The organism is Actinomadura sp. WMMA1423 (assembly GCF_006547145.1).
Lineage (GTDB): Bacteria > Actinomycetota > Actinomycetes > Streptosporangiales > Streptosporangiaceae > Spirillospora.
In genome coordinates this window covers 7984141-7997270 of sequence record NZ_CP041244.1, presented here as the reverse complement: position 1 = coordinate 7997270, position 13130 = coordinate 7984141, and the positions used below count along the sequence as shown (strand labels likewise).

Annotated in this window: 12 protein-coding genes; 8 read left to right on the top strand and 4 right to left on the bottom strand. The window is 71.5% G+C overall.

The features are described from left to right. The first annotated feature begins 4 nt into the window (after positions 1-4). From FKD65_RS37050 to FKD65_RS37020, 7 genes are all read left to right on the top strand, one after another. Positions 5-1051: a LacI family DNA-binding transcriptional regulator gene (locus FKD65_RS37050; protein WP_141583667.1), complete on the top strand. Its 1047-nt coding sequence runs from the start codon at positions 5-7 to the stop codon at positions 1049-1051. A gap of 187 nt (positions 1052-1238) precedes the next feature. Beyond that, entirely contained in the window at positions 1239-2537 is a 1299-nt protein-coding gene (locus FKD65_RS37045; protein WP_240809780.1) for an ABC transporter substrate-binding protein, read from the top strand. 107 nt (positions 2538-2644) lie between these two features. Continuing rightward, positions 2645-3634, top strand: a complete 990-nt coding sequence (locus FKD65_RS37040) for a carbohydrate ABC transporter permease (protein WP_141583664.1) — start codon at positions 2645-2647, stop codon at positions 3632-3634. Continuing rightward, positions 3631-4533 (top strand): carbohydrate ABC transporter permease, encoded by a 903-nt coding sequence (locus tag FKD65_RS37035; protein ID WP_141583662.1) that lies wholly within the window; start codon positions 3631-3633, stop codon positions 4531-4533. Before FKD65_RS37040 ends, FKD65_RS37035 begins: the two co-directional genes overlap by 4 nt. Beyond that, positions 4530-5954, top strand: a complete 1425-nt coding sequence (locus tag FKD65_RS37030; protein WP_141583660.1) for a GH1 family beta-glucosidase — start codon at positions 4530-4532, stop codon at positions 5952-5954. The genes FKD65_RS37035 and FKD65_RS37030 overlap by 4 nt, the downstream gene beginning before the upstream one ends. A gap of 35 nt (positions 5955-5989) precedes the next feature. After that, positions 5990-7000 carry a LacI family DNA-binding transcriptional regulator gene (locus FKD65_RS37025; RefSeq protein WP_141583657.1) on the top strand — a complete coding sequence of 337 codons (1011 nt, stop codon included), beginning with the start codon at positions 5990-5992 and terminating at the stop codon, positions 6998-7000. Positions 7001-7068: 68 nt separating this feature from the next. Further along, entirely contained in the window at positions 7069-7308 is a 240-nt protein-coding gene (locus FKD65_RS37020) for a hypothetical protein (protein WP_205718382.1), read from the top strand. Positions 7309-7326: 18 nt separating this feature from the next. On the opposite strand, the gene FKD65_RS37015 is transcribed toward FKD65_RS37020, so the two are convergent. The 3 genes from FKD65_RS37015 to FKD65_RS37005 all read right to left on the bottom strand — a co-directional run bounded on the left by FKD65_RS37015 (position 7327) and on the right by FKD65_RS37005 (position 9077). Next, complete coding sequence (locus FKD65_RS37015; RefSeq protein ID WP_141583655.1) at positions 7327-7650, bottom strand: protealysin inhibitor emfourin; 324 nt, start codon at positions 7648-7650, stop codon at positions 7327-7329. Between the two features lie 77 nt (positions 7651-7727). Further along, positions 7728-8120, bottom strand: coding sequence for an SSI family serine proteinase inhibitor (locus FKD65_RS37010; RefSeq protein WP_141583652.1), 393 nt, complete (start codon positions 8118-8120; stop codon positions 7728-7730). Between the two features lie 231 nt (positions 8121-8351). Next, positions 8352-9077, bottom strand: coding sequence for an SDR family oxidoreductase (locus FKD65_RS37005; protein WP_141583650.1), 726 nt, complete (start codon positions 9075-9077; stop codon positions 8352-8354). Positions 9078-9181: 104 nt separating this feature from the next. On the opposite strand from FKD65_RS37005, the gene FKD65_RS37000 reads away from it, so the two are divergent. After that, positions 9182-10060, top strand: coding sequence for a helix-turn-helix transcriptional regulator (locus tag FKD65_RS37000; RefSeq protein ID WP_141583648.1), 879 nt, complete (start codon positions 9182-9184; stop codon positions 10058-10060). Here FKD65_RS37000 and FKD65_RS36995 read toward each other — a convergent pair. Further along, the gene (locus tag FKD65_RS36995) at positions 10044-13031 is read right to left on the bottom strand and encodes a glycoside hydrolase family 3 protein (protein ID WP_205718381.1); all 2988 of its coding nucleotides are present in this window, start codon (positions 13029-13031) and stop codon (positions 10044-10046) included. The genes FKD65_RS37000 and FKD65_RS36995 overlap by 17 nt on opposite strands. Positions 13032-13130: the final 99 nt, after the last annotated feature.

The window sequence follows — 13130 nt, the reverse complement described above, 5'->3', positions numbered from 1 at the left end:
ACCCATGACGACACGCCTGGCGGACATCGCGGCACACGCCGGGGTGAGCGAGGCGACGGTGAGCCGAGTGCTCAACGGCAAGCCGGGCGTGTCCCCGACCACGCGCCAGGCGGTGCTGACCGCCCTGGACGTGCTCGGCTACGAGCGCCCGGCCCGGCTGCGCCAGCAGCGTGCCGGGCTGATCGGGCTGATCATCCCCGAGCTGACCAACCCGATCTTCCCGGCGTTCGCCGAGGTCATCGAGAGCGCGCTCGCCCGGCACGGGTACATGGCGGTGCTGTGCTCGCAGGCGCCGGGCGGCGTCGCCGAGGACGACTACATCGAGATGCTGCTGGAGCGCGGCGTCTCGGGGATCATCTTCGTCAACGGCCTGCACGCCAACGCCAACTCCGACCGCGCACGGTACGCGCGGCTGATCGAGCAGGCCCTCCCGGTCGTCCTCATCAACGGCTACCGGCCCGACATCGACGCGCCGTACATCTCCAATGACGACGTGGCCTCCATGGAGGCCGTCGTCGCGCATCTGGCCGCAATGGGCCACCGCCGGATCGGCCTCGCGATCGGCCAGGACGTGTACGTGCCGACGCGGCGCAAGACCGAGGGGTTCCGGCGCGGCATGGCCGCGCACACCGGGCTCTCCGCGGACGAGGTCGACGAGCTGGTCGTCAACACCATGTACACGGTCGAGGGCGGGCAGGCGGCGGCCGCCAGGCTGCTCGACGCGGGCTGCACGGCGATCTGCGGCGGCAACGACATCATGGCGCTCGGGGCGATCCGGGCCGCCCGCGCCCGCGGCCTCCAGGTCCCCGAGGACGTGTCGGTGACCGGCATGGACGACTCGCTCCTCACGGCCTACCTCGACCCCCCGCTGACCACGGTCCGGCAGTCGGTCCGGGAGATGTCGATGGCCGCGGTGAGCACCGTCCTGGACGAGATCCGCGGGGCCCGCGCGCCCCGCACGGAGCTGCTCTACCGGCCGGAACTGGTCGTCCGGCGGTCCACGGCGCCGGCCCCGGCGGCGGCCCGGCTGTCCCCCGTCAAGGAGGGCTGACCGGGGCCTGACCGGGTGTCGGACCAGGCCTGACCGGGGTGCCGCGGGAGACAGCTTCTTGTAACGGTTGTGTTTCGACACATTGACAGTGAGCCGCGTCACGGTCTTTCATCCGTGGGAGCGCTCCCACACGATGTACGACACCTGCACCACGACAACCTGAGAGGGGTCCGCCATGAGGGCCATCATGCGGCGCGGACTGAGTACGGCGATGGCGGCCGTGCTCGTCGGCGGCCTCGCCGTCGCGTGCGGCGGCGACGGCGACGACGACAAGGGAGGCTCCGACAGCGGGCCGGTCGAACTCACCGTCGACGTCTTCGGCGAGCCGGGCTACGACGCGCTCTACAAGCAGTACGAGCAGTCCCACCCCAACGTGAAGATCAAGCAGCGCAAGGTCTCCACGCTGGACGAGTACAAGCCGCGCATCCAGCAGTGGATGGCGACCGGCAGCGGTGCCGGCGACGTCGTCATGCTGGAGGAGGGCATCCTGCCGCTCTACATGCAGCAGAAGGCCAAGTTCCTCAACCTGTTCGACTACGGCGGCAAGGACCTGGAGAAGAACTTCCTGCCGTGGAAGTGGCAGATGGGCCTCAGCCCGGACGGCAAGCAGCTCGTCGGCCTCGGCACCGACGTCGGCCCCCTCGCCATGTGCTACCGCTCGGACCTGTTCAAGAAGGCGGGCCTGCCCACCGATCGCGCCGAGGTCGGCAAGCTCTGGCCGACGTGGGACGCCTTCCTGTCCACGGGACAGAAGTTCCAGGAGAAGGTGCCCGGCACCAAGTGGCTGGACGGCCCCACCGCCGTGTTCCGCGCCACCGTCCTGCAGAACGCCGGGGCGGGCCCTGGCTACAGCTTCTTCGACAAGAGCAACAACCTCGTCTTCGACAGCAACCCGGCGGTCAAGCAGGCCTTCGACACGTCGCTGAAGTTCGAGCAGAGCAAGCTCACCTCGGACATGTCGATCTTCACGCCGCCGTGGCAGACCGCCCTCAAGCGGGACACCTTCGCGACCCTGCCGTGCCCCTCCTGGATGCTCGGCGGCATCGAGGAGTTCGCAGGCAAGGCGGGTAAGGGCAAGTGGGACGTGGCCACCACGCCCGGCGGCGCCGGCTACTGGGGCGGGTCGTGGCTCGCGGTGCCCAAGCAGACCAAGCACGGCAAGGCCGCGGCCGAGCTCGCCAAGTTCCTGACCTCCCCCGAGGGCCAGGTCGGCGCGTACAAGGCCTCGAACGTGTTCCCGTCCTCGCCGCAGGCCGCGCAGGACCCGGCGGTCGCGGGCGCCAAGAGCGCCTACTTCAACGACGCCCCCGTCGGGCAGATCTTCGGCCAGCTCGTGGCCGGGGTGAAGCCGGTCTACCTCGGACCGAAGCACGAGGACGTCCGGGCCGCGGTGGAGAACGTCCTGGTCTCCGTGGGCCAGGGCAGGCAGAAGCCCGACCAGGCCTGGACCAAGTCCGTCGACGAGGCGAAGAAGGCCGCCCGCTAGCCGGCGGTCCCCGACCACGGCGGCGGCGCCGGGCGTCACCTCCCCGCCGGCGCCGCCGCCGTTCCCAACTTCCCGCTCCGTCCGTCCTCGGAAAGGAGGCGCACGGCATGACCACCGAACTGCGCCCCAGCCGGAACGGCCCGCCGCCGGCCTCACCGGCCCCGGCGCGGCCGGGCCCGCCAAGCACCTGGCGGGCCCGGCTGGCCCGGCTCGACGTGAAGGGGGCGCCCTACGCCTTCATCTCGCCGTTCTATCTCGTCTTCCTGGTCTTCGGCGCCTTCCCGCTCGTCTACACGCTCTGGGTCTCCCTGCACGACTGGGAGCTGGCGTCCGGGACGCGCAAGTTCGTCGGCCTCGACAACTACGACTACCTGCTGGGCGACGCCGACTTCTGGCACGCCACGGTCAACACTCTCGGCATCTTCGTCCTGTCGACCATCCCGCAGCTGCTGATCGCGCTGCTCATCGCCAACACCCTGAACCGGCGGATGCGGCTGCCGACCCTGTTCCGGATCGGGATGGTCGCCCCGCTGGTCACCTCGACCGCCGCCGTCGCGATCGTGTTCACCCAGATGTTCGACCGGGACTGGGGCATGGTCAACTGGGCGATCGGGCTGGTCGGCATCGACCCGATCAGCTGGTCGAGCAGCCGCGGCTGGTCCTGGGCCGCCATCGCGATGATGGTCGACTGGCGCTGGACCGGCTACAACGCGCTCATCTACCTCGCCGCCATGCAGGCGATCCCGAAGGACCTCTACGAGGCCGCCGCGATCGACGGGGCGTCCCGGATCCGGCAGTTCTGGCAGATCACGGTCCCGATGCTGCGCCCGACCATCATCTTCACAGTGATCATCTCGACGATCGGCGGGCTCCAGCTGTTCACCGAGCCCGTCCTGTTCAGCGTCGGCACGCCCAACAAGATGGACGGCGGCCCGAGCCACCAGTTCCAGACGATCACGATGTACATGTACGACAACGCGTTCGGCCATGACCGGTACGGCTACGGCGCGACCGTCGCCTGGGCGCTGTTCGTGATGATCATCGTGTTCTCCCTGATCAACTTCCTGGCCGTGCGGCGCACGGGAGGCACCAAGTGACCACGCTCCTCGCCGGCCCCGACGGCCGGCCCCAGGGCGGCCGTCGCGCCGCCGCGCACCCCGGCCGCCACCGCGGCCTGTGGAACGCCAGCCCGCTGACCTACCTCACGCTGATCGTGGCGCTGGCACTGTCGATCTTCCCGATCTACTGGATGATCATCGTGGCGACCCGCACGAACAGCGTGGTCGCCGACGTCCCGCCGCCGCTGCTGCCGGGCGGCCAGGGCGGCGACAACGTCGGCCGGCTGTTCGACAACCCCGAGGCCTACTTCGCCAAGGGCCTGCTGAACTCGGCCATCGCCTCCGCCGCGGTGACGGTCTCCACGGTCTTCTTCGCCTCGCTGGCCGGGTTCGCGTTCGCCAAGCTGCGCTTCCGCGGCAAGAACGGCCTGCTGCTCACCATCATCGCGACGATGATGATCCCGGTGCAGATGGGCATCATCCCGCTCTACATGATCATGGTGAAGCTGGGCTGGCAGAACCACCTGCAGGCGGTCATCGTCCCGTTCCTGGTCACCGGGTTCGGGGTGTTCATGATGCGGCAGTACGCCGACCAGGCCGTCCCGGACGAGCTGATCGAGGCGGCCCGCGTCGACGGGTGCACCACGTTCGGCATCTACTGGCGGGTCGTGCTCCCCGCGCTGCGCCCCGCCGCGGGCGTTCTCGGCCTGTTCACGTTCATGCAGACCTGGAACGAGTTCATGTGGCCGCTCGCGGTGCTGAGCCCGGACAACCCGACGGTGCAGTTGTCCATCAACAACCTGGCGAACGCCTACTTCAAGGACTACACGCTCATGTTCGCCGGCACCAGCGTGGCGATCCTGCCGCTGCTCATCGTGTTCATCATTTTCGGCCGCCAGATCATCGGCGGGATCATGGAAGGTGCTGTGAAGGCGTGACCTCCCTCAAGGACGACACCAGCGCGGCTCCCGCCGCACCTTTCCCGACCGGGTTCCGCTGGGGGGCCGCCACCGCGGCCTACCAGATCGAGGGCGCGGCGGGCGAGGGCGGGCGCGGGCCGTCCATCTGGGACACCTTCTCCCGCACGCCGGGCAAGGTCCTCGGCGGCGACACCGGCGACGTCGCGGTGGACCACTACCACCGGTTCCCCGAGGACGTGGCGCTCATGGCCGACCTCGGCCTCACCGCGTACCGGTTCTCCATCTCCTGGCCCCGCGTGCAGCCGGCCGGGGCGGGGGCCTTCAACCCCGAGGGCCTCGACTTCTACCGGCGGCTGGTCGACACGCTGCTGGAGGCGGGCATCGAGCCGTGGCCGACGCTCTACCACTGGGACCTCCCGCAGCCGCTGGAGGACGGGGGCGGGTGGCCCGAGCGGGAGACCGCCCACCGGTTCGCCGAGTACGCCGACCACGTGCACGCGGCGCTCGGCGACCGCGTCGCGCACTGGATGACGGTGAACGAGCCGTGGTGCGCGGCCTTCCTGGGCTACGCCTCGGGCGACCACGCGCCCGGACGCGTCGACCCCTCGGCGTCCCTGCTGGCCGCGCACCACCTCCTGCTCGGCCACGGCCTGGCCGTCGACGCGATGCGCGCCCGCCGCCCGGACAACCTCTTCGGCGCGGCCGTCAACCTCTACGCGGTCTCCCCCGCGACCGACGACCCCGACGACCTGGACGCGGCGCGCCGCATCGACGGGCTGCAGAACCGGCTGTTCCTCGACCCGCTGCTGCTGGGGCGCTACCCCGAGGACGTCCTCAACGACACCTCCCGCTACGGGTTCACCCCCTCGGACGCGGACCTGGCGGTCATCAGCCGGCCGATCGACCAGCTCGGCATCAACTACTACTCGCGGCACACCGTCGCCGGCACGCCCGGCGAGGCGGCGCAGACCGCGTCGTCGCCGTTCGCGACGAACTCCCCCTGGCCCGGCAGCGCCCACGTCCGGTTCGTCTCGGCCGGCCGCCCCGTCACCGGGATGGGCTGGGAGATCGACGAGAGCGGCCTGCACGAGGTGCTGACCCGGCTGCACCGCGAGTACCCGTCCGTCCCGCTGTACATCACCGAGAACGGGGCCGGCTACGACGAGGTCCCGGACGGCAATGGCACGGTCCAAGACGCGGGCCGCATCGCCTACCTCGACGCGCACCTGCGGGCGTGCCACGACGCCATCTCCGAGGGCGTCCCGCTGCAGGGCTATTTCACGTGGTCGCTGCTGGATAATTTCGAATGGGCTTGGGGCTACTCCAAGCGCTTCGGGCTGGTCCACGTCGATTACGCCTCGCAGCGCCGGGTGCCCAAGGACAGCGCACGGTGGTACGCCGGGGTGATCCGGCGGGGCGGGCTCCCCGAGCGGGGCTGACCCGAGGGGGCGACGGTACGGACGAAGGGGGCCAGATGACGGGCAGGAGCACGCGCCCGACCCTGGAGGAGGTCGCGGCGCGGGCCGGCGTGGGGCGCGGCACGGTCTCCCGGGTGGTCAACGGCTCGCCGCGGGTCAGCCCGCAGGCCCGCGAGGCGGTGATGAAGGCGATCGACGAGCTCGGGTACGTGCCGAACCGGGCGGCCCGCACGCTCGTCACCCGCCGCACCGACACCGTGGCGCTCGTCGTCGCCGAGTCGGACCAGCGCCTGTTCGGAGAGCCGTACTTCGCCGGGATCATCCGCGGCATCAGCAACGGCCTCGGCGACACCGGCCTGCAGCTCCTGCTCGCCCTCGCCCGCTCCCCCGCCGAGTACGGCCGGCTGGAGGAGTACCTCACCACCCAGCACGTGGACGGGGTGCTCCTCACCTCCCTGCACGCCGAGGACCCGCTGCCCGCCAAGCTGGAGGCCAACGGCGTGCCGACCGTCCTCGGCGGGCGCCCGCCCGGTGTGCACCCGGTCAGCTACGTCGACGTCGACAACCGCAGCGGCGCCCGCGAGGCCGTCGGCCACCTCATCGCGGGCGGCCGGCGGCGCATCGCGACCATCGCCGGCCCCCAGGACATGGGGGTCGGCATCGACCGCCTGGCCGGCTACCGGGAGGCGCTCGCCGAGGCCGGGCTGCCCGAGTACGTCGAGTACGGCGACTTCGGCGAGGCCAGCGGCATCACCGCGACCGAGCGGCTGCTGGAGGCCGAGCCGTCCCTGGACGCGGTGTTCGCCGCCGACGACCCGATGGCCCTCGGCGCGCTGCGCGTCCTGCACCGCAGCGGGCGCCGCGTCCCGGGCGACGTGGCCGTGATCGGCTTCGACGACTCCTCCGCCGCGCCGCTGGCCGACCCGCCGCTCAGCTCCGTCCACCAGTCGCCGGAGGACATGGGCCGGGAGATGGCCCGGCTGCTGATCTCGCGGATCAGCGGCGAGCCCCTCGCCGACCCGGTGGTCATCCTGCGCCCCCACCTGGTGCTGCGCGACTCCGCGTAGCGGCGGGTCCGGGCCCCGCTCCGGCACCTATGATCATTTGGGTCGTTGCGTGGCGAAGGAGCTGTGGCATGGCCTACGAACCGACCCCTGACGAGCGCGCGGCAGCGCACGGGTGGGTCGGGCTCGGCCGGATCGTCTACATCATGTCGTCCCGGCAGCTGGTCGCCCTGCGCACCGAGCTGGGCGCCCCGGCCGCGCCGGTCAGCGCGATCCCGGTCCAGGACGTGGCGCCGGGCGTCCCGGTGGACGGCCCGGTCGCCGCCCTCGAGGCGACGGTGCGCGAGCTGCACGCGCGCGCCTGCGCCTGAGGGCGGCGACTCGCGGGCTCACCGCCCGGTCAGCGCCTCCAGCCGCTCGACGGCGGCACGCCAGTCGGACGGCAGCAGGCACCGGGTCGCCCGGTGCCCGCGGTAGGCGAGCGTGTAGGTGAAGTGGTCGGCCACCTGGCAGCCCTGCGACGAGGACCCGGTGGTGACGACGCGGCCGAGCGCGTCCCGCAGGCCGCGCATCTCCTCCGCGCCGAGCGCGACCTTCTCGTCATTGACGAGCGCCGTTCCCGACATGTCGACGCTTACCTTCCGGTGAATTCCGGCGAAACCCCCGGAACGCTCGTAGGTGACCAGCACATCCGGCCCGGTGAAAGCCAGCATGGGCATCTCCTTTTTCTGGCGCGGGCCGCCGGACAGCAGCACCCCGCTCCCCATTCCGGCGGCCCGCAGATCATGGGTTACTCGCCGAAAAGGATTCCACCGGTGGCGCGCACCGCCAGGCACCGGTTCGGATACGTCGCGGTGAAATACCGCGGGACGCCGCGCCAGACGCCGTTGGCGACCACCGTGACGGGCGCGTACTCCAGCGTGCACGGCTCTCGCCGCGCCGGTACGCGCCCGACGTCGCCGCCGGCGGCCTCGAGCTGGTCACAGGCCCGGGAGGCGGCGCCGAGCGTCCCTCCGTCGGGGTCGCACCACAGGGTCCGCGTGGTGGCGGGGCCGTCCTGCGGCACGACCGAGAGCAGGTAGGCGCCGGCCGGTCCGTCCGCCCGCGCCGGCACCGCCGGGGCGAGCATCGCCACCCCGGCCAGGACGGCCGCCCACCGGAATCGGGCACGCGACATGTGCATGTCTTCCTCCCTGGATTGCCCGCCGCGATCTGCGGCAATGGCCGGCGGGACATCGAATTGTGGTGGATGCCCCGCCGCATCCAGACATTAGGTGCCACAAACTACGCCGAACAAGGCCATTCTCCGGCCCAACCTGGCCACCCGTTCACTCTTAAATCAAGTCTGCCCGAATGTGCAATGGCGATGGGCGGAGAATTGCCCGCCGGCTGTGATATTCGCGCCCGCGGCGCGTCACCAGGGATAGGTGCCGCCGTTCTCGTTGAGGAAGACCCCGGTCGCGTCCTCCATGAGCTGCCTGGCGATGTGGGCTCCGCCCTCGTCCGCGCTCAGCACGCCCGTGTGTCCGTTGAGATCGGTGGCGCAGAAGCCGGGCGACAGCGCGTTCACCCTGATGCCGGAGTCGCGGAGGGCGGTGGCGTAGATGAGCGTGACGGCGTTGAGCGCCGCCTTGGACGAGTTGTAGCCCAGCATCGTCGCGTACTGGGCGAACCCCTCGTCCGGATCGCTCAGGAAGGCGAAGGTCCCGAGCCCGCTGGAGACGTTCCCGATGCGGCCGGACGGCGACCTGCGCAGCAGCGGCAGCATGGCGTTGGTCACCGCGACGGCGCCGAACACGTTGGTCTCGTAGACCCGCCGCAGATCGGCGAGGGGCATCTCCTCCGGCGGGCGCCGCCCGCCCTGGGGGATGGCCGCGTTGTTCACCAGCACGTCGAGCCGCCCGTGCTCGGCGTCGACCAGCTCGGCGGCGGCCGTGATCGTCGCCTGGTCGGTCACGTCCAGCCTGACGAACCGGACGTCCAGCCCCTGCTCGGCCAGGCCCGCGGCGGCGGCCTTCCCGCGGCCCTCGTCCCTCGCGCCGAGCAGCACCGTGTGCCCGGCCCGCGCCATCGCTCCCGCGGTCGCGAGACCGATGCCCTTGTTGGCCCCCGTGATGAGGACGATCAGCTTCGTTGTCATGGGACGGAACTCTGGCCGCGCGGCCGTCCCGGCGGGAGAGCACCGCCGATGCTGGTACCGGCGGTCCCATGGTGGCGGCGCGGCGGGGCGGCCACACTGGAGCCATGCAGCACGGGGACCGGGCGGAGCTCGCCGCCTTCCTGCGGCGGTGGCGGGCGCGGGTGCAGCCGTCCGAGGTCGGCCTGGAGCGGGGGCGCCGCCGCACGCCCGGCCTCCGCAGGCAGGAGGTGGCGAGCCTCGCCGGGATGTCGGTGGACTACTACGTCCGGCTGGAGCAGGGCCGGGGACCGCGGCCGTCGAGGCAGACGCTCGCCGCGCTCGGGCGGGCGCTGCGGCTGACCGACGACGAGCGCTCCCACCTCCACTACCTGGCCGGGGAGGTGCCCGCGCCGCCCCCGGCGCCGGTGCGCGAGGTGCGGCCGGGCCTCCTGCACCTGCTGGAGCGGCTCGTCGGCACTCCCGCGCTCGTCTGCGACGCCAAGCACGACGTCCTCGCCTGGAACCCCATGGCCGCCGCCCTCTTCGGGGACTTCTCCACCGTCCCGGAGGACGAGCGCAACGTCGTCTGGCGCTTCTTCGTCCGGCCGGGGTCGAGGGAGGGGCTCGACCCCGGCGACGCGCACCGGTTCGCCCGGGAGTCCGTGGCCGACCTGCGCGCGGTGGCCGCCCGCTATCCGCGCGACCCCGGCGTCCGCTCCCTGATCGAGCGGCTGCTGGCCGCGAGCCCCGAGTTCCGGACGCTGTGGGCCGAGGGCGACGTCCGCCTCCGCCGCTCGACGCGCAAGCTCATCCGGCACCCGGTGGCGGGCCCGCTCGACCTCCAGTGCGAGGCCCTGCACGACCCGGCCCGCGACCAGTGGACCGTCTTCTACACCGCGGCCCCGGGCTCCCCCACCTCCAACGCCCTCCGAACACTGAGGAGCGCAAACCTCCAGGGCCGCGCCCCTCAGTGTCCGGAAGAGGAGGTCAGCGGGTCAGGGTGAAGGTGCTCAGGCGGGTCTCGCCCTTGAAGAGCAGGTAGACGTCGCGGGTTCCGCGGGCTCCGGTCAGGGGGGCGGTGATCTCCTTGTAGGTGTAGTCGCCGCCGGTGGAGGGGACGCTGAGGGTGCCGGCGCGGGGGCCGTCCGGGCGGTCCAGGCGCACCTCGACGGTGGTCGCGGACGTGCCCGCGACGCGTGCGGTGATCCTGCCGGTGGACGAGCCGAGGGCGGCGCCGGAGAACGCGATCCAGGAGCCTGCCGGGCCCGTGACCGCGTCACCGGACGTCTTCGTCTCGTCGACCAGGCGCGCGCCGTTCTGGTCGTCGAAGTCGGCCGCGCGGGTCGGCTTGGTGAGGTCGCGGGCGGGGATCGTCTCGCCGCGCACGTCCAGGACGGCGCGACCGCGGATGTCGGTGGACGAGGAGCCGATGAGCAGGTCGTGCCCCGACTTCTCGACCGTCCACTTGTTGCGGGTGACGTCCCAGACGGCGAGGTCCGACGCGTTGAGCCGGAGCTTCGCCGTCACCGTCCGTCCAGGGGCCACGTGGACCTTGTCGAACGCGCGCAGCCTCTTCACCGGCTGCTTCACCCGCGACCGCTGCTGGTGCGTGTAGAGCTGGACGACCTCGTCCCCGGCCTTCTTGCCGGTGTTGGTCACCGGCACCGTGACGGTCACCGTGCCGTCGCGGCCGATGGAGCGGCTGCTGAGGCGCGGCTTGCCGTACCGGAAGGTCGTGTAGGAGAGGCCGTAGCCGAACGGGTAGAGCGGCTTGCCCTTGAAGTACTGGTACGTCCGGTCCGACTTGATGATGTCGTAGTCGAGGATGTCGGGCAGGTCGCCGTCGGAGCGGTACCAGGTCTGCGGGAGCTTGCCCGAGGGGCTCTCGTCGCCGAACAGGACGGACGCCAGGGCGTTCCCGGTCTCGGCCCCGGCGTGGCTCGTCCACAGGATCGCCGGGACGTTGGCCTGCTCCCAGTCGAGCGTCGTCGGGTAGCTGTTCTCCACCACGACGACCGTGTTCGGGTTCGCCTTGCGGACGGCCCTGATGAGCTCCGACTGCCCCTCGGCGAGCGCCATCGTGGTGCGGTCGTGGTCCTCGCGGCCGTTGATGAACGGCATGCTGCCGACCACGACGACCGCGGCGCCCGCGCCCTGCACGGCCTTGACCGCCGAGTCGACGCCGCTGCTGACGACGTCCTTGGCGAAGCCGGACGCCTCGGCCTTGGTCGTGAGGACGAGAGTCCCGTCGTCCTGCGCCTTGACGTAGGTCTTCGCCGGGTCGGCCCAGTCGTAGGCCTTCTCGTAGCCGGCGTAGCGGAGCAGGTAGTCGCCGCCGTCCTGCTTCTCCAGCTTGAACATCTGCTGGACGAACCAGCCGTTCGGCTGGTCCTGGTCGTTGGCGAAGGTGTCGCCCCAGTTGTAGCGGCCGACCGTCTTGCCGTTGGCGGCGCTGCGCAGGGTCACGACGCCCTGGCCCCAGTCGAACACGTCGAACTGGGTCGTGGCGTCGGAGGACGAGGCGGGCCCGGTCTTCAGGACCGCGCCGGAGCCCGTCCCGCCGGCGATGTACTTGCCGGTCCTGACGTCCTTGAGGGCGATGCGGTCGACGCCCTCGCTGGAGGCCACCGCTCCGGCGCGCTTCCTGATGCCGTCCAGCGGGGTGACCCTGTAGGGCAGCGAGCCGGAGTACCAGTCGGTGTAGAGCGTGTCGGACAGCGGCCCCACGACCGCGACCTTCTTCGACGACAGCGGCAGGGCCTTGCCCTGGTTCTTCAGCAGCACCATCTGCTCGGTCGCGGCGGTGCGGGCCAGGGCGCGGTGGGCGGGGCCGTCCACCACGTCCTTGGTGATCTTGCCGTAGCGGCCGCCGCCCGGGTCGAACTCGCCGAGCCGCACCCGGACGCTCAGGATGTGACCGGCCGCCCGGTCGATGTCGGACGCGGCGAGCAGCCCCCGCGACAGCGCCTCCTTGACCGCGTTCACGGTGATGGAGGAGTTGGTGTCGTCGGTGGTGAAGCTGTCCACGCCGGCCTTGAGGATCGCCGCGTCGCCGGAGGGAAGGTCGGGGTAGTACTTCTGCGAGCCGACGAGGTTGTTCGGGGCGCCCGCGTCGGTGACGTTGAACAGCGGCCGCTTCGACCAGGAGCGCACGAGCCCGGCGGCGTCGGGGGTGACCGTGGCGGGGCGTCCGTTGACCAGGTTGTAGGCCGTCATGATCCCGGTCGCGGCGTCGCGGATCAGCGGGATCTCGAACGGGACCTCGTCGTACTCCTTGCGCACCCGGGGCCGCAGGCTGGAGGACGTCTGGTCGCGGCGGACCTCGTTGTTGTTGGCCATGTAGTGCTTGAGGACCGGCGCCGCCTTGAGGTGGTCCGGGTCGTCGCCCTGCATGCCGCGGCCGTAGGCGGTGGCGAGCAGGCCGGTGAGCAGCGGGTCCTCGGAGTAGCCCTCCTCGTTGCGGCCCCAGCGGGGGTCGCGGAGCAGGTTCACGACCGGCGCCCACAGTTGCAGGCCCCACACGTCGGGGTTCTCGCTGTTGTAGCCGCGGGCCTCGTCGCCGACGGCCGAGCCGATCGTCTTCAGCAGCGCCGGGTCCCAAGTCGCCCCGAGCCCGACTGACTGCGGGAACACGGTGCCCTTGGCGGTCACGACGGCGCCGTTGTTGTGGACGTCGGTCGACCACGCCACCCCGTGCAGCGCCTCGGTGCCGGTCTTGAACCGGTTGATCCCGAGCCGCGGGATCGCGGGCTGGTACTGGTGCAGCAGGGAGATCTTCTCGTCGAGCGTGAGCCGTCCGACCAGGTCGTCCACCCGGGCCTGGACGGACAGCCGCGGGTCGCGGAAGGGGTAGGTCTCGCGGGCCGCGGCGGGCGCCGCCCACGCGAGGGGGGCGGCCAGCGCGGCGGCAAGGACCAGGGTCAGCGACCGGCTCCGCCGGCCTGGGGAACGGGGTTCTCGATGGGTTCTGTGCACCGGTTCTCCTTCTGGAAAGTCCCCCGAGCAATGGCGAGTCGAAGCGCTTCGAAAACGGGCCGGGAAAGGCCCCTTCCCTCCTTTGCCGGTCGCGGACGC

Excerpts from the sequence above, each read along its gene's own strand:
- FKD65_RS37050 (WP_141583667.1), top strand. The coding sequence starts at position 5 with ATGACGACACGCCTGGCGGACATCGCGGCACACGCCGGGGTGAGCGAG.
- FKD65_RS37045 (WP_240809780.1), top strand. The coding sequence starts at position 1,239 with ATGCGGCGCGGACTGAGTACGGCGATGGCGGCCGTGCTCGTCGGCGGC.
- FKD65_RS37040 (WP_141583664.1), top strand. The coding sequence starts at position 2,645 with ATGACCACCGAACTGCGCCCCAGCCGGAACGGCCCGCCGCCGGCCTCA.
- FKD65_RS37025 (WP_141583657.1), top strand. The coding sequence starts at position 5,990 with ATGACGGGCAGGAGCACGCGCCCGACCCTGGAGGAGGTCGCGGCGCGG.
- FKD65_RS37020 (WP_205718382.1), top strand. The coding sequence starts at position 7,069 with ATGGCCTACGAACCGACCCCTGACGAGCGCGCGGCAGCGCACGGGTGG.
- FKD65_RS37015 (WP_141583655.1), bottom strand. The coding sequence starts at position 7,650 with ATGCTGGCTTTCACCGGGCCGGATGTGCTGGTCACCTACGAGCGTTCC.
- FKD65_RS37010 (WP_141583652.1), bottom strand. The coding sequence starts at position 8,120 with ATGCACATGTCGCGTGCCCGATTCCGGTGGGCGGCCGTCCTGGCCGGG.
- FKD65_RS37005 (WP_141583650.1), bottom strand. The coding sequence starts at position 9,077 with ATGACAACGAAGCTGATCGTCCTCATCACGGGGGCCAACAAGGGCATC.
- FKD65_RS37000 (WP_141583648.1), top strand. The coding sequence starts at position 9,182 with ATGCAGCACGGGGACCGGGCGGAGCTCGCCGCCTTCCTGCGGCGGTGG.